This is a genomic window from Streptomyces sp. NPDC050211 (assembly GCF_040656035.1).
Taxonomy (GTDB): domain Bacteria; phylum Actinomycetota; class Actinomycetes; order Streptomycetales; family Streptomycetaceae; genus Streptomyces.
Map to the genome: position 1 here is coordinate 21,920 of NZ_JBFALC010000033.1, position 24,306 is coordinate 46,225.

The 24,306-nt window shown below is 68.7% G+C and carries 27 protein-coding genes and 3 pseudogenes; 14 read left to right on the forward strand and 16 right to left on the reverse strand.

Annotated elements, in window-relative coordinates:
- Positions 1–100: 100 nt before the first annotated feature.
- From AB0I98_RS28520 to AB0I98_RS28565, 10 genes are all read right to left on the reverse strand, one after another.
- Positions 101–1,300, reverse strand: coding sequence for a DUF418 domain-containing protein (locus tag AB0I98_RS28520; RefSeq protein WP_362946834.1), 1,200 nt, complete (start codon positions 1,298–1,300; stop codon positions 101–103).
- A gap of 141 nt (positions 1,301–1,441) precedes the next feature.
- Positions 1,442–2,053, reverse strand: coding sequence for a dihydrofolate reductase family protein (locus tag AB0I98_RS28525; RefSeq protein WP_362946836.1), 612 nt, complete (start codon positions 2,051–2,053; stop codon positions 1,442–1,444).
- A 105-nt stretch (positions 2,054–2,158) separates the two neighbouring features.
- A complete protein-coding gene (locus tag AB0I98_RS28530; RefSeq protein ID WP_362946839.1) occupies positions 2,159–3,001 on the reverse strand; it encodes a helix-turn-helix domain-containing protein in 843 nt (280 codons plus the stop codon).
- A 177-nt stretch (positions 3,002–3,178) separates the two neighbouring features.
- The gene (locus AB0I98_RS28535; RefSeq protein ID WP_362946842.1) at positions 3,179–3,841 is read right to left on the reverse strand and encodes a response regulator transcription factor; all 663 of its coding nucleotides are present in this window, start codon (positions 3,839–3,841) and stop codon (positions 3,179–3,181) included.
- Positions 3,838–4,956 (reverse strand): histidine kinase, encoded by a 1,119-nt coding sequence (locus AB0I98_RS28540; protein WP_362947030.1) that lies wholly within the window; start codon positions 4,954–4,956, stop codon positions 3,838–3,840. The genes AB0I98_RS28535 and AB0I98_RS28540 overlap by 4 nt, the downstream gene beginning before the upstream one ends.
- Before the next feature lie 68 nt (positions 4,957–5,024).
- On the reverse strand, positions 5,025–5,858 hold the full coding sequence (locus AB0I98_RS28545; protein WP_362946844.1) for a type II CAAX endopeptidase family protein: 834 nt from the start codon (positions 5,856–5,858) through the stop codon (positions 5,025–5,027).
- A gap of 150 nt (positions 5,859–6,008) precedes the next feature.
- Positions 6,009–6,962 (reverse strand): alpha/beta hydrolase, encoded by a 954-nt coding sequence (locus AB0I98_RS28550; protein ID WP_362946847.1) that lies wholly within the window; start codon positions 6,960–6,962, stop codon positions 6,009–6,011.
- Positions 6,963–7,179: 217 nt separating this feature from the next.
- The gene (locus AB0I98_RS28555) at positions 7,180–7,314 is read right to left on the reverse strand and encodes a hypothetical protein (RefSeq protein ID WP_362946850.1); all 135 of its coding nucleotides are present in this window, start codon (positions 7,312–7,314) and stop codon (positions 7,180–7,182) included.
- Positions 7,307–7,471 (reverse strand): hypothetical protein, encoded by a 165-nt coding sequence (locus AB0I98_RS28560; RefSeq protein WP_362946853.1) that lies wholly within the window; start codon positions 7,469–7,471, stop codon positions 7,307–7,309. Before AB0I98_RS28560 ends, AB0I98_RS28555 begins: the two co-directional genes overlap by 8 nt.
- 120 nt (positions 7,472–7,591) lie before the next feature.
- Positions 7,592–8,092 (reverse strand): ATP-binding protein, encoded by a 501-nt coding sequence (locus AB0I98_RS28565; RefSeq protein WP_362946856.1) that lies wholly within the window; start codon positions 8,090–8,092, stop codon positions 7,592–7,594.
- A gap of 149 nt (positions 8,093–8,241) precedes the next feature.
- On the opposite strand from AB0I98_RS28565, the gene AB0I98_RS28570 reads away from it, so the two are divergent.
- Both AB0I98_RS28570 and AB0I98_RS28575 read left to right on the forward strand, forming a co-directional pair.
- Positions 8,242–9,108 (forward strand): helix-turn-helix transcriptional regulator, encoded by an 867-nt coding sequence (locus AB0I98_RS28570; protein WP_362946859.1) that lies wholly within the window; start codon positions 8,242–8,244, stop codon positions 9,106–9,108.
- Positions 9,105–9,326, forward strand: coding sequence for a DUF397 domain-containing protein (locus AB0I98_RS28575; RefSeq protein WP_362946862.1), 222 nt, complete (start codon positions 9,105–9,107; stop codon positions 9,324–9,326). The genes AB0I98_RS28570 and AB0I98_RS28575 overlap by 4 nt, the downstream gene beginning before the upstream one ends.
- A 71-nt stretch (positions 9,327–9,397) precedes the next feature.
- Here AB0I98_RS28575 and AB0I98_RS28580 read toward each other — a convergent pair whose 3' ends face one another.
- Together AB0I98_RS28580 and AB0I98_RS28585 are read right to left on the reverse strand one after the other, a co-directional pair.
- Positions 9,398–9,949 (reverse strand): GNAT family N-acetyltransferase, encoded by a 552-nt coding sequence (locus AB0I98_RS28580; RefSeq protein WP_362946865.1) that lies wholly within the window; start codon positions 9,947–9,949, stop codon positions 9,398–9,400.
- A complete protein-coding gene (locus AB0I98_RS28585; RefSeq protein ID WP_362946868.1) occupies positions 9,949–11,244 on the reverse strand; it encodes a hypothetical protein in 1,296 nt (431 codons plus the stop codon). Before AB0I98_RS28585 ends, AB0I98_RS28580 begins: the two co-directional genes overlap by 1 nt.
- A gap of 262 nt (positions 11,245–11,506) precedes the next feature.
- On the opposite strand from AB0I98_RS28585, the gene AB0I98_RS28590 reads away from it, so the two are divergent.
- The 7 genes and pseudogenes from AB0I98_RS28590 (at position 11,507) to AB0I98_RS28620 (ending at position 15,978) form a co-directional block, all read left to right on the forward strand.
- A complete protein-coding gene (locus AB0I98_RS28590; RefSeq protein WP_362946871.1) occupies positions 11,507–11,986 on the forward strand; it encodes an ATP-binding protein in 480 nt (159 codons plus the stop codon).
- On the forward strand, positions 11,983–12,999 hold the full coding sequence (locus AB0I98_RS28595) for a radical SAM protein (RefSeq protein WP_362946874.1): 1,017 nt from the start codon (positions 11,983–11,985) through the stop codon (positions 12,997–12,999). Before AB0I98_RS28590 ends, AB0I98_RS28595 begins: the two co-directional genes overlap by 4 nt.
- Positions 12,996–13,661, forward strand: a complete 666-nt coding sequence (locus AB0I98_RS28600; protein ID WP_362946877.1) for a thymidylate kinase — start codon at positions 12,996–12,998, stop codon at positions 13,659–13,661. The genes AB0I98_RS28595 and AB0I98_RS28600 overlap by 4 nt, the downstream gene beginning before the upstream one ends.
- A complete protein-coding gene (locus tag AB0I98_RS28605) occupies positions 13,624–14,121 on the forward strand; it encodes a hypothetical protein (protein WP_362946880.1) in 498 nt (165 codons plus the stop codon). The genes AB0I98_RS28600 and AB0I98_RS28605 overlap by 38 nt, the downstream gene beginning before the upstream one ends.
- On the forward strand, positions 14,118–14,912 hold the full coding sequence (locus AB0I98_RS28610; protein WP_362946883.1) for an STM4013/SEN3800 family hydrolase: 795 nt from the start codon (positions 14,118–14,120) through the stop codon (positions 14,910–14,912). Before AB0I98_RS28605 ends, AB0I98_RS28610 begins: the two co-directional genes overlap by 4 nt.
- An 18-nt stretch (positions 14,913–14,930) precedes the next feature.
- Positions 14,931–15,374 (forward strand): NUDIX hydrolase, encoded by a 444-nt coding sequence (locus AB0I98_RS28615; RefSeq protein WP_362946886.1) that lies wholly within the window; start codon positions 14,931–14,933, stop codon positions 15,372–15,374.
- A gap of 117 nt (positions 15,375–15,491) precedes the next feature.
- Positions 15,492–15,978, forward strand: a pseudogene (locus AB0I98_RS28620) (hypothetical protein).
- Positions 15,979–16,540: 562 nt separating this feature from the next.
- On the opposite strand, the gene AB0I98_RS28625 reads toward AB0I98_RS28620, so the two are convergent.
- Both AB0I98_RS28625 and AB0I98_RS28630 read right to left on the reverse strand, forming a co-directional pair.
- Positions 16,541–16,729, reverse strand: a complete 189-nt coding sequence (locus AB0I98_RS28625; RefSeq protein WP_362946889.1) for a hypothetical protein — start codon at positions 16,727–16,729, stop codon at positions 16,541–16,543.
- Positions 16,730–16,771: 42 nt separating this feature from the next.
- Positions 16,772–17,040: pseudogene (locus AB0I98_RS28630) on the reverse strand (LysR family transcriptional regulator); the annotation flags it as partial.
- A gap of 131 nt (positions 17,041–17,171) precedes the next feature.
- On the opposite strand from AB0I98_RS28630, the pseudogene AB0I98_RS28635 reads away from it, so the two are divergent.
- The 5 genes and pseudogenes from AB0I98_RS28635 to AB0I98_RS28655 all read left to right on the forward strand — a co-directional run.
- Positions 17,172–17,372 (forward strand): annotated as a pseudogene (locus AB0I98_RS28635) (fumarylacetoacetate hydrolase family protein); the annotation flags it as partial.
- Position 17,373: 1 nt separating this feature from the next.
- A complete protein-coding gene (locus AB0I98_RS28640) occupies positions 17,374–17,568 on the forward strand; it encodes a ferredoxin (protein WP_362946892.1) in 195 nt (64 codons plus the stop codon).
- Positions 17,565–18,725 (forward strand): NAD(P)/FAD-dependent oxidoreductase, encoded by a 1,161-nt coding sequence (locus tag AB0I98_RS28645; protein WP_362946895.1) that lies wholly within the window; start codon positions 17,565–17,567, stop codon positions 18,723–18,725. Before AB0I98_RS28640 ends, AB0I98_RS28645 begins: the two co-directional genes overlap by 4 nt.
- 10 nt (positions 18,726–18,735) lie before the next feature.
- Positions 18,736–19,926, forward strand: coding sequence for a cytochrome P450 (locus tag AB0I98_RS28650; protein WP_362946898.1), 1,191 nt, complete (start codon positions 18,736–18,738; stop codon positions 19,924–19,926).
- A gap of 1,057 nt (positions 19,927–20,983) precedes the next feature.
- Complete coding sequence (locus AB0I98_RS28655; RefSeq protein ID WP_362946901.1) at positions 20,984–22,240, forward strand: MFS transporter; 1,257 nt, start codon at positions 20,984–20,986, stop codon at positions 22,238–22,240.
- A 63-nt stretch (positions 22,241–22,303) separates the two neighbouring features.
- Here AB0I98_RS28655 and AB0I98_RS28660 read toward each other — a convergent pair whose 3' ends face one another.
- Positions 22,304–23,986, reverse strand: coding sequence for a molybdopterin-dependent oxidoreductase (locus AB0I98_RS28660; protein WP_362946904.1), 1,683 nt, complete (start codon positions 23,984–23,986; stop codon positions 22,304–22,306).
- Positions 23,987–24,012: 26 nt separating this feature from the next.
- Positions 24,013–24,216 carry a hypothetical protein gene (locus tag AB0I98_RS28665; RefSeq protein ID WP_062705398.1) on the reverse strand — a complete coding sequence of 68 codons (204 nt, stop codon included), beginning with the start codon at positions 24,214–24,216 and terminating at the stop codon, positions 24,013–24,015.
- Between the last annotated feature and the right edge of the window lie 90 nt (positions 24,217–24,306).

The following is a 24,306-nucleotide window of genomic DNA, read 5'->3' on the forward strand; positions in this document are numbered from 1 at the left end:
CCTCGCTTCGCCCCGCGATTGGCCGCCCGCTTCGCCGCCGCGAGGTTCCCGGGCCAGGTTGCTCGCCACAGTGGCACGCCGCGTTCCCCGCCGCACCGGCTCAGCGACGACGCAGAGCCTTGCGCTGTACGGACTCCAGCGGCCCATGGGAGAACCTCCGCAGCCAGAGAGTCGACCCGACGACGAGCAGCACACACACCGCGCCCCACAGCCCCATCACCCACCATGGCCCACTGTCTGCAAACCGCTCGGCGAGCCCAAGGCCGAGCCCGTAGCAGGCGAGCATGCACAGCAGGTTCTGCAGGACGTAGCAGGACAGCGCCGTACGCCCGACGGAGGACAGCCCCCGGGTCAGCAAGGCCGGCAACCACCCACGGTCCAGGAGGACGCCGACCAGCCCCATATACCCGACGGCGACCACCGGGGCGGCGACATACCGCCCGAGAAAGAAGAACTCCTCGCCCCCCAGCCACAAGGCCGCATTGAACGGAAGCCCCAGCCCCAACCCCCACACCGCCATCCGAGCCCGCAGCCTCCGCCCGCCGTCGTTCGGCGCGAACGCACCAGCCCGATGCAGCCGAACCCCGAGCAGAAACAGAAAGACCAGCAGCCCGAAGGAGATGACCGGCTCCATCCGAAGGGCGAGAGCATTCTCGAGCCGGAAGGAGATCTGATCGGCCCAACTGCCGTGCGCGTACACGTCGACGGCGGCTGTGGACACGCCATTTCCGGAGTCTCCATTTCCGGAGTCTTCGGAGGGATCGGCCAGCAGGGCAAGCGTGATCAGCGACATCAACACCACATGCAGACTCACGGACGCCCACATCACCACCCGCCGAACCCGATCGGAACGCGCCAGCAACCGGGCGACCAGCAGAGCGGTAAGGGCGTACCCCATCAGCACGTCGAATCCGAAGACCAGCACGAAGTGCAGGGTGCCTTCGGCGAACAGAAACAGCGCACGGGGCCGATACCCCCGCGGCCACGGAGTCCCCCGGCGGGCGGCGGAGTCGTACTGGATGGCCAGCCCGACCCCGAACAGAATCGTCAGCAACGACAGAAACTTCCCGTCCGCAAGAAACCGGAAGAGCGCCTCGACAGGCTCATCAACCGGATCCGGCATGGGCACGCCCTGCAAGAACGCCCACTCCGAGCCAGGCGCCGCAAAGATCCACACGTTCGTCATGAGCGTGCCGAGAATCGCGGCGCCGCGGAGCACGTCGAGGAGTGGCAGCCGGGCCGGGGCGGAGGTAGGGGCGATGGACGCGTCGTCCTTGGACGCGCGGAGGCTGTTGGGCATACCTCCAGGTTCTCGGCGCTTCGGAGCGCGATCGTCGTGCGGCCGGAGGAAACCGTCGTACATCCTTAGATGCAGCCGACCGACCGTCCGCGACGTCGAGGCGCTGTCGCGAAAGGGCGGCCGTCAGTCAGAGCGGCGTACCTAACGGCGAACCTTGAATCTCAGGTGCAGCACCCGGTCGCCCTGGATGACCACGTGGGGATCTTCGAGCAGACGCTGCCCATCGATGCTGCCGAAGTAGCGTTTGCCCGACCCGAACACCACCGGCACCACATCCATCGCCACCTCGTCCACGAGTCCGGCCGCGAGGATCTGGCCGCCTACTTCGCCGGCGTTCACCGCGACCACGCGCTCCCCGGCGAGCTCCTGGGCCTTGTCGATCGCGGCCGTCACGCCGTCGACGAAGTGGTACGACGCCTCGGGGTGCCAGCCCTCGGGCTTGGGCCGATGGGACACCACAACCACGTGGTCGCCGGCGGGCTGGTTGCCTTCCCAGCCGTTCATCAGGTCGAAGAAGTAGCGGCCCATCACGATCGTGCCGATCGACTCCCACATCGGCCGGACGTACTCCGCCGATGCACGTGACACCTTGAAGCCGCTTCCGACGCCGGAATGGTCGTACTGCTGGTCGCCGCCTTCGGTAATCGGGGTGTCCCCGCTGAAATACCAATCGTGGAGTGGCCCGACGTCGTCGTTGTCGTCGGCGATGAAGCCGTCCACCGACACCACGCTGTGCATGATCACTGTGCCCACGGGTTCTCCTCGGCTCTCCCTGTCGACTCTCCCCGCGCGGTCGACTCTCCCTGCGCGCTCGCCCCCGATCCTGTCGCCCCGGGAGGTGACTGGGCATGTAAAAAATCAATCAGCCGGCATCGGACCGGCATCCGGCGGGAACCCCGGCTCGGCGGGAAACCGGCGCCGCAGAGCCAGGTACTCCGTCGGGGTGTGACCGGTGAAGTCCTTGAACTCCCTGCTGAAGTGGGCCCGGTCGAAGTAGCCCGCCGCATGCGCGAGCTCCGACCAGTCGACCGGCCGCAGGGCATCCACGAACAGGATCAGCCGCGCAAACCGGTAGATCCGCGCCACCCGCTTCGGCGTGACCCCCACATGAGCCTTGAACAGCGTGGCCAGGTGATTGCCGCTCACCCCGGCGGCCTCGGTCAGCGCCCCGACCGGAACCGTCCCGTAGGACGCCTCCAAACGCCGGCCCGTATGCAGAACCAGCCCGAGACCACGCGACGGCGCCTCGGCAAGCCGCGCCCGCAGCTCCGCCTCCACGACCCGCAGGGTCTCGGTGGCGGATGCGAGGTCACCGACCTGATTGCGAATCCGGTCCACAGACCGCTGCCATACGGCATCCACCGGCACCCACCGATCCCGCAGCTCACTCGCCGGCACATCCACGAACGGCGACATCCCCCAAGGCTTGAAGTGCACCCCGACGAGCCGCACCCACGTGGGGTACTCGACGAGGAAACGCCTGGTCCATACCCCCATGAACCACCCATCGGCGAACACTGCCGACGGCACCGAGGGGTCGGAATCCCACAGGCGAGCGGGCCCGCCCAGGTTGATGAACAGATGCGCCGAGGGCATCGGAGGGACATTCATCCGACGGTGCCGCGGCGCCCCGGTCAGGCAGTAGATGTCGTCGATGTACCGGTGGAGCGGCGGGGCGGGCACCCGGCCGACGTATTCCATGGAGTCAGTGTGGCCGACGGGGGTTCGGTTCGCGAGGGAGCTGATCGGACACCGATCGGCCGACGGCCATGGCGAGGGGCAGGCCATGCCCGTGAACCACCCGCGCACCAGCGGCTCGCAGAACGAAGGCGCCCCGGCCGTATGCCGCCCCGAACGCCGGTCATCGACCGCCGGTCGTCAGGTCACCAGCCCGTGCCGGTAGGCGTAGACGACGGCCTGGACGCGGTCGCGGAGGCCGAGCTTGGTGAGGATGCGGGAGACGAACGTCTTGACGGTCTCCCGGCTGATCAGCAAGGCCGCGGCGATCTCGCTGTTGGACAGGCCGTCCGCGATCAGGCGCAGGACCTCCAGTTCGCGGGGGGTCAGCGGAATGTCCTGGGCCGCGCCGTCCTCGGCGGGACGGATACGGGCGGCGTACTTGCCCACCAGTTGACGTGTCACCTCGGGGTCCAGCAGGGCGGCGCCCACGGCCACGGTGCGGATGCCGTGCAGCAGCCGGTCCGGCGGCGCGTCCTTGAGCAGGAACCCGCTGGCCCCGGCGCGCAGCGCCTCGTAGACGTACTCGTCGAGGTTGAACGTCGTCACCACGAGCACCTTGGCGGGGTGCGGCACCCCGGACCCGGCCAGCAGCCGGGTGGCCCCGATGCCGTCGAGTCCCGGCATACGGATGTCCATCACGACGACGTCCGGACGCAGCCGGCCGACGAGGTCGACGGCGGCCTGTCCGTCGCCGCACTCGCCGGCCACCTCCATGTCGGGCTGGGCGTCGATGATCGTCACCAGCCCTGTGCGGATCAGCAGCTGGTCGTCGCAGACCACGACCCGGATCGGCGCTGTCACGACGGGCCCTTGGCGGGGATGCGCGCCCGCACCACGAACCCGCCGCCCGTGCGCCTGCCCGCGCTGAACTCGCCACCCAGGACGTCGACCCGCTCCCGCAGCCCGGCCAGGCCACGTCCGCTGCCGCCGAGGGATGTCGCCCGCGAGCCGGATGCCTCCGTAGTGACTTCCACGGTTATCTCCTTGTCGCCGTGGCGCACCATAACCGAAGTGCGAATGCCCTGGGCGTACTTGAGGGCGTTCGTCAGGGCCTCCTGCACCACCCGGTAGGCCACCAGGTGGGCGCTGCCGGTGGACTCCGGCGGGGTGCCCTCCTCGGTGAACTCCACCGGCTGGCCCGCCCTGCGCGTCTGTTCCACCAGGGTGCCGAGGGTGCCTGCATGCGCGGTCATGTGCTCGGTCGGCTGCGGGCTGTGGTCGGGGTTGAGCAGATCGAGCAGGTGCCGCAGGTCGCCGATGGCCTGCCGGCCGGTTTCCGAGACGGTGGTCAGGGCTTGTTCGAGGCGCTCGGGAGCGGAGGTCAGATAGCGGGCCGCCTCGGTCTGCACGACCATCGCCGTCACATGGTGGGTCACCACGTCGTGCAACTCGCGGGCAATGCGGGTGCGTTCGGCGGTGCGGGTCTCCTCGGCGACGCGGCGCCGGCGTTCGACTTCCGCGATGCGGGCGGCGCGCAGCCACGCCCCCATGCCCCAGACCAGGGCCGTCGCCACGTAGAACATCACGAACCCGCTCGTCGACTCGCCCGAGCCGTGCCGGGAGAGGACGACGGCCAGCGGTACATACGCCACGGAGAGGACGAGGGCGGTGGCGCGGCGGTGCTGTTCCACCCGGGACCCGGCGCCGAGCAGCGCGAGGGCCAGCGCCGTACCGGCCAGCGAGTGGTAGCCGAGCAGTTGGTCCAGGGCGAAGCCCACCGACACCAGTGCCACGCCGGCCACCGGCCACCGGCGGCACATCATCAGCGGGAGGCTCTCCAGGGCGATGACCACCACGGCCAGTGTGTCGAAGGGCCGGTTCGGGACGCCGCCGAGTTGTGTGCCGTGGTTCTGCAGCGAGGGGAGGAACGACGCGGCCAGCAGCAGCGGGCCGAGGACGAGGTACCAGGCCGTCACGTCGAACTGGAGCCACTGGCCCGGGGTCCGGCGGAGCCGGATGCGGAGGAGGGCTCTCCGAAGGGCGATCACCGGACGAGCCTAGTGGTGGCGTCGTTCCGGTCGGCGCGTCGGCGGGGCACCACGTGGCCGCGCCGGTGGGCCAGCCACATGAACGCGATCGTCACGAGCACGCCGAACAGGATCGCGTACACACTGCCCTCCGGGCCGAAGTCGCCGCCGGTGAGCAGTTCCGGGCCCGACATCGAGGAGTTCAGCAGGCCCTGCGGGGTGTCGTTGCCGGAGACCTCGGTGCTGAAGATGCCGGACGCGGCGAAGTTCCAGCCGAAGTGCACGCCGATCGGCACCCACAGCCTACGGGTGGCGACATACGCGGCGGTGAGCATGCCGCCGGCCTCGATCGCGATGGCGAAGGCGCCCCAGAGGCTCGCGTTCGGGTTGAGCAGGTGCGACGCGCCGAAGAGCAGGCCGGTGAGGATCAGCGCGATCCAGGTGCCGGTGCGTTCCTCGACGATGCGGAACAGCACACCCCGGTAGAGGACTTCCTCCGTCACGGCGGCAGCGGCCATGAAGCCGAACAGTCCCACCGCGCCCGTCGGCGATCCGAGGCCGTCGACCTCGTACTGCCCGGAGGAGAAGAGGTTCACGATGACGGCCGAGAACATCGCGGCACCGATCAGCAGGCCCCGGCCGACCGCGGGGGCGGCGCCCTCCAGTCCGACTTCCGTGGACGGGCGGTGCTCGGTCCGCCGCACCACCCAGCCGTAGACGAATATCGCGAGTACGGCGGCCAGGCTGCCGACGACCAGTTGGAGCCACGGTTTTCCGTCCACCGCGGCAAGGCCCTGACCGCCTGCGATCGAAATTGCCACGACGGCCAGAAGCTGCCAGACGAACCTCATGAGAACCCCTCTGAATTCCTTTGAATTCCTTCGGAAAAAGCACGTCGGCGTGCGCGCCGCGGCCAGGACAAACGCTAGGGATTTCGTGGTCCGGGATCGTCACCACGCAGAGCGCACTTGGGCGTAGCTCCCGTGGGGGACGGGCACCGGCTAGCGGTTGTTCCCGGCGGCCTGTGCGGCCTGTGCCGCCTGTGCGGTGACGCGCTGGATGGCCTTGACGGCGATGTCGGGGCGGTCGACGTGGATGTAGTGGCCGGTTCCCGCGGCGGTGCTGAGCGTGCTGCGGGAGGACAGCGCGCGCCACTGCTGCTGGCCCTTGGACCACATCTCTTCCAGCGCGGGCCCGTACTCGGGGACCTCGGCGTACTGGGACTCGTGCTTGATGATCTGCACCGGGATCTTCCCGGCGGAGCGGACCTGCGTGTCGGCGATGATGAACTGCTCCGGGTTCTGGCCCTCGTTGACCGCCATGGTCTGGTCGCGCAGCTCGGCCGCCATGCCGGTGGCCGACTCGGGGATCGCCTTCGAAATGCCGGCGGTCAGGGCGGGGATGGTGGCGTCCATGAGCACCAGTCCCTTGATCCGGTCCGGGTGGTCGGGGGCGTACCGGGCGGCGATGTACCCGCCCAGCGAGTGGCCGGCCAGGACAACGGAGCGGTCACCGGCGAGGCGGTCGAGCACGCCGGTGAGGATCTTGGCGCTGTCGTCGATGGTCTGGGGGCCGTTCGGCTGGTCGCTCTTGCCCTCGCCGAGCCGGTCGTAGGAGCAGACCCGGGACCTCTCACTCAGTGTCTTCTGCAGGTCGGCCATGGTGTCCAGTCCGTCACCGCCGCCGGCCATCAGCATGACGAGAGGCTTGCCCTCCGTCGCGTCGCCCGAGCAGGAGACGTTCACGAAGTGCTTTCCGACCCGGATCTTCTTGGTGCCGGAGAACTGGTCCCCGTCCCGGTATTCGTCCCCGAGGTTCTTCTCCACGGTCTCCTCGGTGACCTTGCCGGCGGTCTTCTCCGCGGTCGACACGGGTCCGTCGCAGGCGATGAGCGCGGCGCCGACCACGACGGAGGAGAGTGCGGCGATGGCGGTTGCCTTGACCCTGCGGTTCATCCATTGCCTCCATAAAGCGGTGCACACTTCAAACGCGGCGTGCATTTCAAAGCGGTGTGTATTTCAAAGCGGTGTGTATTTCGGGGCTCTGCGGCCACGACCAGAACGCTATGGAAAGCAAGGCGAGAAATCGTCACTCCCTGGCGCGCACTTGCGTGTGGCTCACCAGGGGGACAGGCAGGGCTTTGGGCGCAGTTTCACGACGCCCGGTTCGTTATCAACCGAGGCCGAGCAGGAGTGCGAGGGGGCGGCGAGGGTAGTGGGGGTTGCGACGGAAGCCGGCCGCGATGTTCTTCACCCCGGCCGCGCGGAGGGCTTCGATGGCAAGGTTGCGCCAGGTGGCGTCACTCACCGAATCCCTTGAGGTAGGCGCCGCACCCGACGGACCAGGGGCTGGGCGAAGCCGGAAGTGTGTACTCCGCCCAGACCGTCTTGCCCGGCTCGTCCGGGCGCGGGTGCCAGTCCCAGCGCGTGGCCAGCCCGATACGAGGACCAGCCGCCAGCCGCACCCGTCCTCATCCGCACCCGTGAGCGCCGGCCGCCCGGGACGCTGTCCGGTGTCAATGCCGCCCTCAAGGAGCGGTGCGCTTCCGGACCACGCCGTCGAACGCCCCGGAGACGGGCCCGCTTCAGCCCCACCCCGGCTCGGCAGGCACCCGGCAGCGCACTTGCTTCCCGATGGAGGACCGTCGTACGCGCCACCCCGGTGCGAGCAGATCGACCAACCCCAGCCCCCGCCCGGCCTCGGCCTCCGCACTGTCGAGCGGCGTCGCCCGGCGCCTCGGCAGAGTGCTGGGGTCCGGGTCGTGGACGTTTACCGCGACGCCGTGCGACATCACGTACACCTCGACCACGAGCGGCACACAGTCGCCGTAGGCGCGCACCGAGTTGCCCACCAGCTCGGAGAGGACAAGCTGCGTGGAGTCGACGGCGTCGGCTTCGATGCCCTGCGCCAGCAGGTCGGCACGGGCCAATTGCCGTACAGCACACAGGTTTTGTGATGAGGCACAGAGGTGTACTGCGAAGCCGTGGGGGCGGTGCCGGAGGTAGAAGCCGGGTGTGATTCGCGTGGCAGGCACGTTCGTGTCGAGGAACGCAGGGTGCGGAGTGAGGGGTGCGGTGGGGTGCATGTCGTTGGCCTCCTTGGTCGTCGACTGGAACTGCTCCAGCTTCGACCAAACCCGGGATTTTCTCCCTCAGGTAGAAAACTTCCAACCCGATTGAGTGAAGTTCTCGCGTCGGTGTGCGATCCACGCGCCGGCGTTGCCAGACTCCGCACATGCCCAACTCGCCACTCGTACCTACCGTTCGACGCCGTCGCCTGGGCGCGAGCCTGCGTCGCCTTCGCAATGAAGCAGGGATGACTCTTGAGGCCGCTGCCGGAGCAATGGGCTGGAGGGGACCGAAGCTCTCGAAGATCGAGAGCGCCACCCAATCGATCAGGCCTGCGGATGTGGGTTCTCTGCTGACGGTCTACGGCGTAGAGGACATCAGGGTGAGGGACGCTCTTGGCGCCCTGGCGCGCGACGCCGGGAAGAAGGGCTGGTGGCAGACGTACAGCGCAATCGTCTCGCCCACCTACGCCGACTACATCTCCCTCGAAACGGACGCGGAGACGATCTGCTCGTGGTCCCCGCTGGTCGTGCCCGGCCTCTTGCAGACAGCCGCCTACGCACGGGAGACGATCACCGGCGTGACAACCTCGCGCACGCCGGAAGAGGTGGCCGCCCTGACGGAGGTACGGATGGCCCGGCAGTCCGTGCTCTCCCGCCCAGGCTCAGCGCCGGAGTTGTGGGCCATCGTTCACGAGGCAGCGCTGCACCAGCGCTTCGCAGTGCGTCCAACGACCATGCGCGAGCAGCTACAACGGCTGCTCGACGTTTCGGAAATGCCGAACGTCACCGTGCAGTTGATGCCGCTGGACTCTACGGCGCACCCCGGTGTGGTGGGAGGTTTCACCCTGACCGGATTTCCCCAACCCATGCCATCAGTAGTGCTCTTGGAAAACCTCAGCGGCGCGACGTACGTTGAGGGCGACGACGCGACGCCCTTCGCCAAAGCCTTCGAACGCATCCGCGCGACCGCGCTTTCCGTGGAGGACTCGCTCGCGAGAATCGCCGAGTTGGAAGAGGGCCACCGGAAGTGAACGACCCCAAGGCTGACCTGTACGCATGCGACCTCACCGGGGCGATATGGCGCAAGGCGTCCGCCAGCGGCGCGGAACATGACTGCGTCGAGGTCGCCGAACTTCCCGGCGGCGCAAGGGCGGTCCGCGATTCCAAGAACCCCAGGCGAGAACCGCTCCGCTTCACGGCCACCGAGTGGGCCGCCTTCCGGGCAGGTGTCATCGCCGGAGAGCTATGACTTGTGCCGGACCGGCCGCCGTCCGGCCCGAGGGTCGTCGAACGGCCCCGCCGCAAGCCCCCAATCCCGCTTCAGAGAAGCTCGCGGACCATGCAGTCGTAATACGGCGCGTCCTCCCACGGGTGGGAGAGTCCGACCTTCCGGTACCCCCACGCCGCGTAGGCGGCTTGCGCGGGGGCCGCCTCGGGTTCGGGTCGCATCGTCAACGTGACCCGCTCTGCGTTCAGACCCTCAAGAAGCCGCGCGTGGAGCGCGGCAGCGATGCCCCGGCGGCGCCACGGCCTGCGTACCGCGAGTTCGATGATGACGAAGGTCCGCTCACCGGTCTCGCGGGTGAAGTCGTCCGGGAGTTCGACGTCCTGGAGGTTCTTCCACCAGCGCGTATCGGGGGCAAGGTGGTAGCCGAAGGTGAATCCCACGACTTCTCCGCCGTCGCGGGCGAGAACGAGGCGGAAGCCGGGCCGCTGGGTCTGGGCCTGGTAGTGGTCGATGAACTCGGCGACGTCGCGGGGGCCTTCGCGGTATGGCGGTTCGACGTAGACCTCTTCGTACGCGGGGAGGAAGGCGTCGAGTTGCGCGACCGCTTTCGGCCCGTCATGCCGCTCGTACGTCACCTCGGCCATCAGGCGGTTCCCTTCTGCTGCGTGTACTCGGTCAGGTGCTCGGCTGCGTCGCGGGCGCTGGTCGCGCCGATGGTGCACAGCAGGTCGCGTACTTCCGTGAGGCGGCGAGTCACGCGGCCGGACTCGACCTCTTCGAGGTGAGTGAGGCTGCCGACGGCTTCGGCAGCTCCTTCGTCGACCTCGCCGGCCTGCACGAGGCCTCGGGCCAAGGTCATGCGGTACAAGGCCCTGTTACGTCCGTACGACCGGTCCTGGTGGGCGAGCGCTGCCCGCAGGAAGGGCACCGCGGCCTTGTGATGCCCGGTCTCGGAGTAGAGAAGGCCTTGGGCGTAGTCCAGTTCGGCGTGCCCGTGGAACGCGACCCAGTCCGGTGCGGGCCGTCCGCGTTCGGAGCGTTCGACCATGCCCATGGACTCGGCGAGCCTCTTGCGAGCGCTGCTCTGGTCCTTCATCAGGGACAAGGCGCGGGCCTCGCGGGAGGCGATCAGCGACAGCAGCACGGGAGAGCCGAAGGGGACGGCGAGTTGGTGGGCGGCGCGAGCGAGGTCGTAGCCGTCGCGGGGCCGGCCTTCGTAGCTGGCTTGCATGCTCAGCGAGACCAAGACCAGTACCTGGAGCCCGGCGTCGTGCAGCATGGTCGCCGTAGTCAGCGCCTCGCCCCAGTAGCCGCGGGCCTTGTCCTGGTCGTCGGCGTCGTAGTAGAGCCAGGCACAGTGCTCGGCCGTCTCCCCCACCAGCAGTTGGAGCTGTCGGCCGATGGTGTCAGGGAAGCTGCTCGTGTTGATGATGCGGCGGACACGCCGCAGGTGCCGGACGGCGAGAGAGCGGACGTCGCCGCCGCCGTACGCGTCGTCCAGGGTGTACAGGGACCGCAGGCCCTCGCGGAGTTCGAGGAGATGAGCGGTGCCGACGGCTTCCGGTATCCCGGCCCTCTCCCGTGATCCCACACCCGGCAGTCCGGCGGCGAGGCCGAGAGAATCGGCGAAGAAGGTCCTGCGGTCCACGCTCACCTCTTCCGGCCACGCGCGCAGCGCGCCCGCCGTCGTGCTGGGACCCGGCCCCGGGAAGCCGAGGTCGACAGGGTCCGTACCGAACATCGCGTGCAGCACCCGCCAGGCCGGGGGATGCGGCTTGGGCGGCTGTGGCTGGCGCCACCGTCTGAACTGACGATCGGTCACACTGACTTGTTCCCCGACCAGTTCGGCGGTCGCGTCGAAGGCCGGGATGAACTCTGACGGCTTGCTCCATCCGCGCTCGATGCATGCGCGCGCGAACGGCGTCAGCGTCTCGTCCACCTCGTGCCTCCCCGTAGCCGAAGGTGTCTGCCCTGCTGACGGTAGCCGTCTCTCCGAAGGGGAAAAGTCCGGCGCCTCGAAAAAAGTCCGCCGGAAGTCCGGCGAGAAGTCCGGTGACGCTTTGCACACGGGAGTTGTCTCGTTGTCACAGCCGATGTGCGCTCCTCACGACCGCACCACCGAAAGGGACTTGTTCATGCCCCCTCGCGCCCTCACGATTTCGCTCCGCGCCCCAGAGCCAGGCAAAAGGTAGGGCGGTGCGATGACCGTGACCGCAGCACCCGTAGGGCCGCAGCGCTACCACGAGCGCTACCCGGCAAAAGAAGAGTCCGTTCCTCACGCACGCCATGACGTCACCCGCGCTCTGGAGGCCTGGGGTTTGTCCCGTCTGGTGGATGTGGCCGGACTGGTCGTCAGCGAGTTGGTCACCAACGCCCTGAAGCACACCGACGCCACCACGATCGGCGCGTCGGTCACCCGGACCGGCCCGCACTCAGCGCGGATCACCGTCACCGACACGTCCCGCGTACGGCCCACGGCCGCGACGCCGAACGGTTACGCCGAGCACGGGCGGGGCCTGCGACTGGTCGAAGCCGTTGCCGACGACTGGGGGGCCGAAGTGGTGCACGGCGGGAAACGCGTGTGGGCGCACCTGACCGCCGAGCCCTCCCCATTACCGCCACCAGAGGCGGCCAGCCGCCGAACCACAACTGCACGCTTCGTAAGGAGTACCAGGTCATGACCGTTCCGCTCCCGATTGCCGCCTTGGACTGGACCGCACTGCGGAACTTCGCCGCTCTACGCGGACAGCTCAGGGTCTCGCTGACACCCGTCTGCAACGTGAAGTGCTGGTTCTGCCACAACGAGGGCGACGTCCCGCCGCCCTTCACATACCTGCATCGCGACGCCAAGCCCCGCGCCCGCGAACTGACCGCCGACGACTACGTGAACGTGCTGCGTGAGCTGATCGGTGCCGGATTGAAGCGGGTGTACTTCACCGGCGGCGAACCGCTGGCATCGAAGCTGGCGCAGCCGGTCCTCACCCAGCTCCCCGTTCGCGGTCCGGACGTGTCCTACACGCTGATCACGAACGGGCTGCTGGTGCGCACGCATCAGGACTGGCTCGCCACGACTGGCCTGGACAAAGTGAAGGTCTCCCTGCACTACTTCTCCGACGAGTCCTTCCGGTCCATCGCCCAGACCCGCTACAGCGTCGCGGCCGTCCTGGACGGCATCGAGGCCGCTCACGAGATGTTCGAGCGAGTGGAGCTCAACACCCTCATCCAGCGCGAGAACGAACACGAGCTGCGCGACATCCTCGCCTTCGCCCTCGAACGCAGGCTGCCCGTGCAGTTCATCGAACTGGTCGATACCGACTTCAACACCGCTCGGAAGTCCTCGGCCATCGGGGCCCAAGGCCTCATCAACCACCTGCGCACGCTGACCAGCGAGGAGGAAGTAGAGATCTCCGGCGTCGGCCAGGGACGGCGGATCTTCCGCATCGACGGCATCGAGATCGACGTCATCCACCGCGAACTGGGTCGCCACCACGTCGGCCAGTGCGGCGCCTGCCCGGTGAAGGCCAAGTGCGTGGAGGGCTTTTGGGCCCTGCGTATGGACCACGCCGGCGGAGTCCAGCCCTGCCTTCTGCGCGACGACCTGCGCCTGGACATCCGGTCACTGCTGGATCAGCCCGAGCAGGTCCCCGCGGCCGTGGCCCAGCACGTCTCCGCCTTCACCGAGGGCACGCTATGAGCCCTCTGCGCGCTCCGTACACGCCCGAGGCTTACGAACGTCATGGGCCGTTCGTGGTCCTGGAAGGCGTCTCAGGCGTCGGGAAGTCCACCATCAGCCGCCTACTGGCCAAGCAGCTCGGCGCCACAGCGATCCACACCCTCACCGATCCGCACACCGGCTGGTCCAACGTGGTCAACCAGGAGATGCGGCCGCTGCCGCAGTTCGCCTTCTACCTCTCCGGTCTCCTGAACGCCTCCGACGCCATACGGCAATACCTCGCTGTGGGGCCGGTGGTCGCGGACCGGTACGCCTCCTCGGTCATGGCCTGTCACGCCGCCGTCAACGGCGTCGGCCTGGACCAGGTGAAGGAGCTGATCTCTCCGTTCGGGCCCTACCTGGTGGAGCCGGACGCCACCTTCTACCTCCTCAGCTCCGACAACTCGCTGAAGGAGCGGATGGGGACCAAAACAGACGTGAAGCAGGACGACACCGACCTGTTCAGCGTCCCCGGACGTCTGGCCCGGCTCCGGGAGAACTTCCGGGCCGTCGCCGACGAGGACCCCAGCGCCATCACGCTGCCTACCGACGGCCGGAGCCCGGACGACCTGGCCGACATCATCATCAAGCACCTGGAGGTCAGGCGTGCTCAATGCGATCGCCACCGACACCGTCATCCGTGACGGCCGCATCGCCGGAGCGTTCCCGGACGAGATCCACGAGGGCGTGGCCTGGTGGGTCGCCGCCTGCTTCGTCGTGATGAGCAAGGCCCGGCAGATGGCCGTGGCCCACGACGGGCACCCCACCACGGCCGAGTTCCACCGGCGATTCTGCCGCGGGGCCATCAACGCCCAGCACCTCGGCTGCCAGGTCTCCAGCCTCGGCACAGCCGACGAAGCCCAGCTCCTGCACGCCATGAAGGCACTCGGCTCCGTCCCCGGCGCATGGCTGACCACGACCGGCGACGGCGAGCGGCTGACCATCACCATCTGCCTCTACGACGCGGACGGCCAGCCCGTCACCGAGGACACCGGTCTGGCCAGACTGCGAGAGATGATCGCCTCCGACCGGGTTCCTATCCCGGTCAACGACCACGCCAAGGGCTACATCACCGAGCGCCGCGACCTGGTGGAGGCACGGTGATCGACGCGGCCGAGGTCATCACCAGCGGCACCAGCATCCTGTTCGTCACCCTCGATTCCCTGCGCTACGACGTCGCCCGAGCGGCCCTGCATGCCGGTCAGACCCCGCGTCTGGCGAAGATCCTGCCGGGCGGGGTGTGGGAGGAACGCCGCACCCCCGGCACCTTCACCCTCCCCGCGCACATCGCGTTCTTCTCCGGCTTCCTGCCCAAGCTGCCCCAGCCCGTGCAGCCGCCCAGGCTGTGGGAGTGCCGCCCGCCAGCCTTCAAAGCCATCGATACGGGCACGTTCGTCTTCGACGCGCCGAGCCTCCTCACCGGGCTCGCCCAGCACGGCTACCGCACCGTGTGCATCGGCGGCGTGACCTACTTCTCGCGGGAGACACCGCTTGGGTCGGTGCTGCCCGACATGTTCCACGAGGACCACTGGCGGCCGGAGTTCTGCTCCCCAGAGCCCGACTCCACACGCCACCAGGTCGACCACGCCCTGACCGTCGCCGAACAGTACGCCGACCGCCCGCTCTTCCTGTTCGTCAACGTCTCCGCCACCCACGTCCCCCACGGCCACTACACCGGCGACAGCAACGACTCATGGCACTCCCAGGCCGCCGCGCTCGCCTACACGGACGAACACCTCGGCCGCCTGGTCGAAGGACTCACCGGCAAGAAGAGATGGCTGATCATCATGTGCGCCGACCACGGCGACGCCTTCGGCGAGGACGGCTACCACGGTCGTGGCATTGCCCACCCCACCGTGCTGAACGTGCCGTTCGCCGCCATGCTCGCCCCGTAGGAGCTACGCTCCCGGGCCATGAGCGACACATCCCAGCGAGGGGCGATGTGCGACGCCTCCGTCATCGTGGCCCGAGACACGGACAGCACCATCGCCGTCCTGACCGCCCAATTCCCCAAGCACGGCGGCGAGTACGCGTTCCTGCCCGGAGGGCGCCGCGAAGATGACGAGACACCGGAAGAGTGCGCGCGTCGCGAGCTACGCGAGGAAGCCGGCGTCACCGCCCAAACCTGGCGCCCTCTCGGCTCGTACGCCATCACCCTGAACTCCACCGCCCGCATCCACCTCTTCCTGGCCGAAGGTCTCACCTGCGGCCCGCAGCAACTCACGCCGAGCGAAGCGGACTTCAAGCTGATGTGGTGGCCGATGGCCGACGCGATCCAGGCCGCCACCCAGGGACGCTTCCTGCTCCAGGGCGGCCCCCTGGCACTCCTGCTCGCCCAGCAGGTCACCGCAGCCTGACGACAGGCCCGGGTCACAGACGACTGCGGGCCCGGCGCCCGCCGAACGCCCTCCGGTGCCCTGGGTAGTCGGGAAAATCGGGCTGCGTGGGGAATCCCTGTCAGGGAGCATGGCGGCGTGCCCGATCTGGTGTGGGATGACGTCAAGTACTTCTTTGATCCTGAGGTAATGGGATCGCTGCCGGATGTGCGCGTCCCCGATGCCTCTGTGGCGGACTGGCAGGCGGTCCTTGACCTCATCGACGCGAGCGGGTGGAGGTCCCGGTATTCCGAGGGTGATGTGGTGATGCCGGTGCCGCGGGCGGAGGCGGTGTTGTCCCGTCCTGATGATGTCGAGTGTCCGGAACTGCGGGTCTGGCCGACATCTGACGTGCTGGCGATCTTCCGCTTCCTTGCGGCGGAGGAGGTCGACTTTGATATCGATCTGCGGGAATTGCAGGGGCAGGAGCGACTCGATGTGCTCTGCAGCTTTCTGCGGGCGATCGGGCAGCGCCTGGGCAGGCCGGTGTTCATGGACCCGGAGGGCGGTTACGGGCATCCGGTGCTCGGGTTTCACTGTGGCGGCCGACCGGGTCGTTCTGCTGGCCGAGCCGCCAGCCACATGACGACCCTTGGTCGCGGATTGTGACCGCGACCAACGCACTGGTGCACAGAAAAACCCGCACTGATCAGGGAGAAATCCATGGTCAGAGCGGGTTCAGCAGACGAGTCGGGCTATACGCCGGGTATTCCTGGAGCACCTTTCTGACCTGCGGGTTTCCGGGATCGGACCGGCTGTGACCTGCTAGGACGGGTTGCAGAGGCGATCGGAGGCAGTCAGAGGAAACCGCTCTGATTCGACCCCGATTCGACCCGAGCTGCTCGGAGCCAGTCAGAGGCAATCGCCCTCTGTTTGGCTCCGAGTCGGCCGAGGTCGAGGCGGTGTCGAGCGGGTCAGGACTCCTCTGGCGGCGCTCGGAATCGATCTCGGTCGAGCCGCGATGGGGACGTCTGCCTCCGCTGAGGAGCCAGGCATACGAAGGCCTCCAGGACAGCCATCCTGGAGGCTTCGCCTGGCACCGATTGGAGGTCGGTTCCGGACACCACCCGTGGTTTTAGCGGGCCTGGGTGGCGTCCACGTCCTTGCGAGACGACCCCACAGTGCCACACCACACCCAGCAGACGGACTCACCCCGACGTCCAATTCACCCGAGCGAGCGACTGGGCCTTCACCGGCTGCCCCGAGCCGCGGCTGACCTTGTCCTGCTCGGCGATCTCACCGGCCGCTACGCAGCGGGCAGCTACAGCAGGCTCGGCTCCGACGGCCGGACCGTGGTCCTGCGCGAGGACCGTCAGGGCGCGGCCGAACACGGGCACCGGATCACGGCGGCCATCGCCAACTCATGTTCCTCGCGGGTGGGGGTCGAAATCGGCCTGGCTGGTGAAGACACGCTCCATTAGGCCGCAGGCGGTGCGGTCGAGGAGGGCCATGCCGAGGGCGGTCAGTTCGTAGCGTCCGCCGGCCCGGGAGAGCAGGTCGTCGTCGAAGTGGCGGCGCAGCCGTGCCAGGGCGGCGCTCATGGCGGGCCGACTGAGCCCGATGCGCGGCCGGCATTGGTGACGTTGCGCTCCTCCAGGAGATCGCGCAGGGCGACGACGAGGTTGAGGTCGAGGCTTGCCAGATTCACGAAGCGTCCCAGTGCCGGGGCAGAGCGTGCGGGTATTTCTCATTTGGATTCAGATATCCAGGGAATCGATTTCCCAGATCATAAGTTGCGGGCCAAATTAGTGGCACCGCATTCGGGAGGACATATAGAACGCCCAACTGCTTCCCGGCGACCTGATCCTCACCGGCAGCCCGGTCGGCAACGGCATCCACTCGGGCCGACTGCTGCGCGACGGCGACGTGATGGACGGCTCGGTCAACGGGCTCAGCGGAAGCCGGCAGGCCTGGAACCAGACCGGCGGTGCGACCGCCGCGACTTCGCTTTCCGTCACCGTACGCATGGAAGGACAGTGAGATGACCCGGATCGTGGTCGACTTCGACCGCTGCGAGGGCCACGGGTTGTGCGAACAGACCGCGCCCGAGGTGTTCCGGCTCGACGACGAGGGCGAGTTGCACCTGACGCGTGAGGAGGTGGACGCGGAGCACGAGACTGTCGTCGCGGCCGCCGTTCGGGTATGTCCCGTCGCGGCGTTGCAGGTGCAGCCGTGAAACGGATCGTCGTGGTCGGTGGGTCCATCGCCGCGGTCACGGCGGCGCAGAGCCTGCGTACCGAGGGCTACGACGGCCAGGTGACCGTGCTCTCCGAGGAGCCGCATCCGCCCTACTCGCGCGTTCCACTCTCGAAAGGCGTGCTGGCAGGCCGGGAGTCGGCGGAGTCGGCCCAACTGCCGCCGCCGAGCGGGGACATCGAGTTCCACACCGGAGCACGGGCCGCGCGGCTCGACATGCACGGCCGTCTGGTGACAACGGCCGACGGCACCGGCATACCGTACGACGGGCTGGTGCTCGCCACCGGCGCCCGGGCACGCCGCCTCACCGGCGACAGCGACCTGGTACTGCGCACTCTGGATGACGCCTCGGCCCTCGCCGCCAGGCTGACCACGGCCCGCAGCACGATCGTGCTGGGCGGCGGCTTCCTCGGCATGGAGGTCGCCAGCACCTGCCGCGCCCTCGGCCTGGAGGTCACCGTCGTCGACCTCGTACCGCCGCTGCTCAGGCTGCTCGGGCCGTGGCTGGCCGATCTCGCTGTCGCGGCCGCCCGTGACCTCGGCATCCGGGTCCGGGTCGCGCCGGACGGCGTCGACGTACTGGACGAACACCGCGTGCGCTGCGGGGAGTCGGTCCTGGAGGCCGACGTGATCGTCTGCGCGGCGGGCGACGTACCCAACACCGAATGGCTCAGGGACTCCGGCCTGGCCCTGGACGCCGGCGACGGCATCGTCACCGACGCCTGCTGCCGCGTCGCTCCCGGCATCGTCGCCGCCGGAGACGTCGTATCACGCCAGGGGCGCCGGACTCCCCACTGGACCAGCGCGGTCGAGCAGGGAAGGGCAGCCGCGGCGAGCCTGCTGCACGGGGAGTCTGCGCAGCCCTACCGGCCCGATCCCTATTTCTGGACCGAGCAGTGCGGACTCGATATCAAGATCAGCGGCGAACTCCCCCTCACCGGAGCCCCCGAAGTCCTCGCCGGATCGGTGGACGACCGCAGTGCGCTGCTGAGATGGCGTCACGACGGGGGTACGGCAACCGCCGTGGCGGTCAATCATCGGCTTCCCGTCATCAAACTCAAGCGCCTCGGAGCTGCAGCGCCGACCCCAGCCCCTGCCCCTGCCCCTGCCCCTGCCTGTACGACAACCCCTACATGAGGACGTGCCCATGACTCTCCCGCACCTCGCCCCCTACGATCCGCTCGACCCCGCCCACAACGCCGATCCCGCGGCCCGGCTCGCCGAGGCCCGCGACCGCTGCCCGGTGTCCCAGCCGCGCCCCGGCGTGCACTTTCTCGCCCGCCACGACGACGTACGGGACGTCCTCACCGCCCATGAGGCGTACTCGTCCGTCGACAACTTCGCCCTGGAAAGCGGTGGCACGACAGCCGACCTGCCAGCGGCAATAATCACCATGTTGGACCCGCCCGACCACACGGCACTGCGCGCTCGTCTCAGGCGCTGGTTCGCTCCCGCCGTGCTCCGCAAGCAGGAACCACGTGTCCGCGACATCGTGACCGACATCCTCGACGCGTGGCAGCCCGGCCAGAAGGCCGAGATCTACCACGACCTGGCCCGTCGGGTACCGACCCGGGTGATGTATGCCTTCCTCGGTCTGCCGGAGGAAGACTGGGACCGCCTGCACCGGTGGGCCGACGCGATCGACGACATCCTCCCGCAGGTGCCGATCGACATGCCGGAGTTCGTGGCACTCACCCGCTATCTCGGAGAGCAGTTCGCCGCCCGGGCTGCCGCCCCGGCCACCGGGAAGGGCGTCCTGGACGGTCTCGCGCACCCCGCTGACGGCGAGCCACCGCTCACTCCGGCCGAGGCCGTCATGCACACCCTCCAGCTGATCCTGGCCGCCACGGACACCACTGCCAGCCTGATCACCAACCTCCTCCACGAACTACTGGCAGACCGCAGCCACTGGGAACGGCTGCTCGCCGACCGGTCCCTCATCCCCACGGCGATCGAGGAGTCCCTGCGCCACGATGCGCCCCTGCAGTACGTTCTGCGCACCGTGACGCAGGAGCGGGAGATCTCCGGCTGCCCCGTCAAACCCGGCGACCGCCTGGCCGTCAGCCTCCAGTCGGCCAACTGGGACGACCGGGCCTGGGGCGCCGACGCCGCGGACTACTCTCTCGACCGCCCGGCGGGACAGGCCACTCCGATGACCTTCGGCTACGGCATCCACACCTGCCTCGGCGCACCACTGGCCCGGTTGGAGTCCCGCGTCGTCCTGGAACAGCTGCTGGAGCGCTTCCCCGACCTGCGGCTCGCTCCCGGCTATCGCCGTGAGCCCGCTCCGGGCCTGGTCATGGTCCGCCGCCCGGCTGGGCTCGACGTCGCGCTCTGATCAGAGCGCGATCCACCGCTGACGTCATGGAAGACATCAACCCGAGGGAGTGGATCTACTCGCCGCGCTCGCGGACTCGGCAGCCGTCGAACCCGCCCCCGGTGGGACCGGCACCAGCCATGCCCGCCCCTCAACCGCCACGGTGGCGTAAATACGCAAGTCAGCGCCGTTGGCATGACCAGCCATGTTTTGTGGCTCCCGCCCAGGACTCGAACCGCGGCCAACGCCCGCCGTGAGCCGCTGCCCGGTTTCCCGGCCACCCGCCACCCGCCACCCGCCTCGACGAGCCGTAACACTCGCCGGGATGACATTCCAAGGAAAAGGCACCACCTTGCCCGCCGTGGGCTCCAGTTGCCCCGTAGCGGCCCGTGAACTTCAGGATATTCAGCACGGATCCAGCAGCGGGTACAGCGACGGGGGCGACCCCGGATGGGGCCAACCCCGCCTGATCACGGCTCGGTGGACCAACGGCCGGGACTTCCCGTCCACGATGCGCAACTCGGCGCCCCTACTTCAGCAACCGCCGGGGCGGAGCATCGTGCGCCTTGACAGCCCCAGCCGTCATGCGTGCGTATTTGCCAGATCGCTACACCGATGCCAAGTCGCCCACCAAACGTTGACCCGGAACATCGATGGCAACGCTATGACCTGCGAAAGAGCCGGTTTCGGGGCCACGACCCAGCAGTGATCCTGCATTCAGCCCGCCACCGCGCCAGCGCCCGTCCGAGTCCGCGCAGCATCGACTCTGAGCTGCTATGACGTGGGTCCCTGAGGGACAGAGCGGTCACCAAGGCGATAGCAGCCCGAGCCCCGAACCACGATCGGCAGCAACCGTAGCCCGCCCTGCGGAGACCGCGACGCCCCATCCAGCGCGTGGATGCGCGGATACGGGATTCGGATGGCGCGGAGGGTGGGCTGCGGGCCATGAAGGCCGCATAGTCGTGCCACCTGCACGCCGCTGTCCGGATTCGCCGTCGGCGTGAGGTCCTCCTCAGCATGCCGAGCGCCGTCGGCGCCTGTGCGGCATGCCCGCTCCCCCCGAGTCCCTGGAGTCGCCATGCCTGCTTCCGTGCCCCTGCCCTCCACCACGCTCGATGAGTCCGCCCCGCCGCCCGTGGGCGTGTCGGGCCCGGCGCACCGGCTACGGGTGACCGCACTGATGGCGGGCAGCTGTCTGCCCGTCCTGGGGGCGGTGCTGATCGCTCCGGTGCTCCCCAGGATGCAGGAACACTTCGCCTCGACCCCCGGTGCCAAGGCACTTGTCCCGCTCGCGCTGACCGTTCCGGCGCTGGCACTGGCGCTGCTGGCTCCGTTCGCCGGGGTGATCCTGGACCGCCTGGGCCGCAAGCGTCTGCTGCTGGTGGCGACCGTCTTGTACGCGCTGTTTGGCACGGCGCCGCTCTGGTTGGACTCACTGGGCGCGATCATCGCGAGCCGCGCCCTGGTCGGCATCGCCGAGGCGGCGATCATGACCTGCTGCACCACCCTGATCGGGGACTACTACACCGGCCAACGGCGGATGAAGTACCTCGCCCTGCAGACCATGTGCACCTCCGCGTCGGCCACGGCGTTCTTCGTGCTCGGCGGTACCGCCGGCGCGGCGGGCTGGCGGGTGCCGTTCTGGGTCTACGCGGTGAGCCTGCTGCTCGTCCCGGTGATGGCCTTCACCCTGCCCAGGCCGGTGGTGCGCACGCGCACGGAGGTTGTCCCGACGGCACGTCGCCCGTTCCTCTGGCGGCAGATGGCGGGAATCTGCGCCCTGACCCTCTTCGCGGCGATCGTCTTCTACACCGTCCCCGTGGAGATGGCGTACCTGCTCGACGACCTCGGAGTGGCCAACACGGGCATGATCGGTCTGGCCACCGCGGTCGCGAGCGCCGGCACCGTGGCCGGAGCGATCACCTTCGCCCGCCTGAAGCGCTCCCCAGGGCCGATGCTGCCCGCCGTCTTCGCGGTTTGCGCGGCCGGTTTCGGGGTGATGTTCCTCGCCGGCAGCGTCCCGCTGATGATCGTCGGTGCGGTGATCAACTGCCTGGGCACCGGCATGCTGTTGCCGTCGTTGCTCACCAGTGCCATGTCCCGGTTGCAGTACGAGGATCGCGGCCGGGGCACGGGGTTGTGGACATCTGCCTTCTTCGGCGGCTCGTTCGTGTGCCCGCTGGTGCTCCTTGCCCTGGAATCGGCGGTCGGCACGCTGGCCGGAGCCGTGGGGGTTCTGGGGCTGGCTTCCGCGATCGTCGCTGCCGGGCTGCTGGTGGCCCGGCGACAGGCCAGTGCCGCAGAGCCCGGGCCGCTGCCCGACCAGGTGGCCTGAGGGCCTGGGCCGCAGCCCTTTGAAGATGTCTTCAGGCGGGAGCCCCCGCCCGGCGGGAAATGCTCAGGCAACCGTGACCTTGATCGTGTGCCGCCCGGTCGCCCCGTCGGGCAACGGCTTGTGCACCTGTCCTGTCTGCACCTGGCCGGTGTTGTCGATGGCGCGTACTTGCAGCCGATGCTCGCCGGGCGTCGCCTGCCACTGCCAGCTCCACTGCCGCCATGTGTCCACCGACGGCACCGCAGCGAGCTGTGCCTGCTGCCATGGTCCGTCATCCACGCGGACCTCCACCGCGGACACCCCACGATGCTGCGCCCACGCCACCCCGGCCACCATCACCGGCCCCGGCGCCAGCCGCCTGCCCGCGGCCGGTGTGTCGATCCGCGACTGTGTCTTCACCGGAGCCAGCGCCGCGTAATCCCGCCGTACCCAATAGGCGCTGAAGTCCGAGAAACGACTCAGCTCCAGCTCCGTCAACCACTTCGTCGCCGATACGTATCCGTACAGCCCGGGCACCACCATCCGGACCGGGAACCCGTGCTCCACCGGCAGTGGCTCCCCGTTCATCCCGACCGCCAGCAACGCGTCCCGCCCGTCACGCAACGCTGCCGTCGGCGTACCTGCCGTGTAGCCGTCCACGGAACGGCTCACCACCTGATCCGCCCCGCCGTCCGGCTCGACCTCGTCCAGCAGGTCCTTGATCGGTACCCCCAACCACCGGGCGTTGCCGACCAATTCGCCGCCGACCTCATTGGACACACACGCCAGTGTGATGTAGCGCTCCACCATCGGCCGTGCCAGCAATTGCTCGTACGTCAAAGTCAGTGGCCGTTTTACCCGACCGTGGATCCTCAGCCGCCAGTCCTTCGGTTCCATCTGTGGCACCGTCAAAGCGGTGTCGATCCGGTAGAAGTCCGTGGTACTGGTCACGAACGGCTTCACTCCGGGCACACGGACGGAGACCGTGGCGGGCAGTGGCGGTGCGGGGCTCGACGGGGACGGAAGAACCACCGCGGCCCGGGCCGCGGCCACCCGCTGTGCCCAGAGCCTGCGACCTCCCGGTACGGCCACCGCGGCCGCACCGATCGCCCCGACCGCAAGCACGAGAAACCGTCGCCGGCCTGGTGGCTGTCCCGCGCCGTCCACCACCGAGACGTCGGCGTCGGCATCCGGCGACGGCGAACGGGCGCCCTGCGCGGGGGTGCGGTCTCCCTGCGCCGCCACGTCCGTGTCGCCCGGGCTGGTGTCGTCCCCCAGATCCTGCGCCGCTACCGCCGCACGGCGCGGCAGGGTGCGCCGCAGCAGCACCAGAAGGCCGGCAGCGGCCAGTGCACCGACCACCGACGGCAGCGGGTACGCCCACGTGGCGCTGGGCCGGGTGGCTGATGCGAGTACGCCGATCATCCCGAACACAGCGACGCCGACCAGCCCGTACCAGAGCCGACGCATGGCCAGTACACCGATGAACGCGGCGAACACCGCCAGCACCAGCACGATTCCCGCCTGCAGCGCCAGCTTGTCGTACGTGTAGAACACCGCGACGGCGAACTCCTTGACCGGAGTCGGCGCGGCGTCCACGGCGACTCCACCTACCGCCACGAGGGGCGCTGAGGGCCCGCCCGTCGCGGCTGCCACCAGCTCACCGAGGCCCAGGGCGAGTGCGGTGGCCGCGACGCCGGCAAGCTCGCCGTACCACTGCTTGGGCGGTCTTCCCGGTGCCGGCTGATCTGTCTTCTGAGTCTCCATGTCGATACCGGACGTCTGATCGGCGCTTACCGGCTCACCCTGCGCAGCCGGGCGAAGCCGACACCCAGCACGACGAGACCGACGATCGCCACGATCGGCCCGACGACCGCCCACAGCGTCACGCCGCTCATCGCCGAGCCCTTCATGACGTCGAGTCCCTGCAAGGTCCAGCCCACGCCGACAAAGGCCAGGAGTGCGCCGAGGCCGAGGACGAACCAGTTCTTCTTCATGGGGTATCTCCAGGTGGGGAGCCGAAGTTCTCGACAACGAGCGTGACGGTTCTGAGGCCGAGGCGGCGACAACGGTTGGTTGGACCCCGT

Excerpts from the sequence above, each read along its gene's own strand:
- AB0I98_RS28520 (WP_362946834.1), bottom strand. The coding sequence starts at position 1,300 with ATGCCCAACAGCCTCCGCGCGTCCAAGGACGACGCGTCCATCGCCCCT.
- AB0I98_RS28530 (WP_362946839.1), bottom strand. The coding sequence starts at position 3,001 with ATGGAATACGTCGGCCGGGTGCCCGCCCCGCCGCTCCACCGGTACATC.
- AB0I98_RS28545 (WP_362946844.1), bottom strand. The coding sequence starts at position 5,858 with ATGAGGTTCGTCTGGCAGCTTCTGGCCGTCGTGGCAATTTCGATCGCA.
- AB0I98_RS28550 (WP_362946847.1), bottom strand. The coding sequence starts at position 6,962 with ATGAACCGCAGGGTCAAGGCAACCGCCATCGCCGCACTCTCCTCCGTC.
- AB0I98_RS28565 (WP_362946856.1), bottom strand. The coding sequence starts at position 8,092 with ATGCACCCCACCGCACCCCTCACTCCGCACCCTGCGTTCCTCGACACG.
- AB0I98_RS28570 (WP_362946859.1), top strand. The coding sequence starts at position 8,242 with ATGCCCAACTCGCCACTCGTACCTACCGTTCGACGCCGTCGCCTGGGC.
- AB0I98_RS28580 (WP_362946865.1), bottom strand. The coding sequence starts at position 9,949 with ATGGCCGAGGTGACGTACGAGCGGCATGACGGGCCGAAAGCGGTCGCG.
- AB0I98_RS28590 (WP_362946871.1), top strand. The coding sequence starts at position 11,507 with ATGACCGTGACCGCAGCACCCGTAGGGCCGCAGCGCTACCACGAGCGC.
- AB0I98_RS28595 (WP_362946874.1), top strand. The coding sequence starts at position 11,983 with ATGACCGTTCCGCTCCCGATTGCCGCCTTGGACTGGACCGCACTGCGG.
- AB0I98_RS28600 (WP_362946877.1), top strand. The coding sequence starts at position 12,996 with ATGAGCCCTCTGCGCGCTCCGTACACGCCCGAGGCTTACGAACGTCAT.
- AB0I98_RS28615 (WP_362946886.1), top strand. The coding sequence starts at position 14,931 with ATGAGCGACACATCCCAGCGAGGGGCGATGTGCGACGCCTCCGTCATC.
- AB0I98_RS28640 (WP_362946892.1), top strand. The coding sequence starts at position 17,374 with ATGACCCGGATCGTGGTCGACTTCGACCGCTGCGAGGGCCACGGGTTG.
- AB0I98_RS28650 (WP_362946898.1), top strand. The coding sequence starts at position 18,736 with ATGACTCTCCCGCACCTCGCCCCCTACGATCCGCTCGACCCCGCCCAC.
- AB0I98_RS28655 (WP_362946901.1), top strand. The coding sequence starts at position 20,984 with ATGCCTGCTTCCGTGCCCCTGCCCTCCACCACGCTCGATGAGTCCGCC.
- AB0I98_RS28660 (WP_362946904.1), bottom strand. The coding sequence starts at position 23,986 with ATGGAGACTCAGAAGACAGATCAGCCGGCACCGGGAAGACCGCCCAAG.
- AB0I98_RS28665 (WP_062705398.1), bottom strand. The coding sequence starts at position 24,216 with ATGAAGAAGAACTGGTTCGTCCTCGGCCTCGGCGCACTCCTGGCCTTT.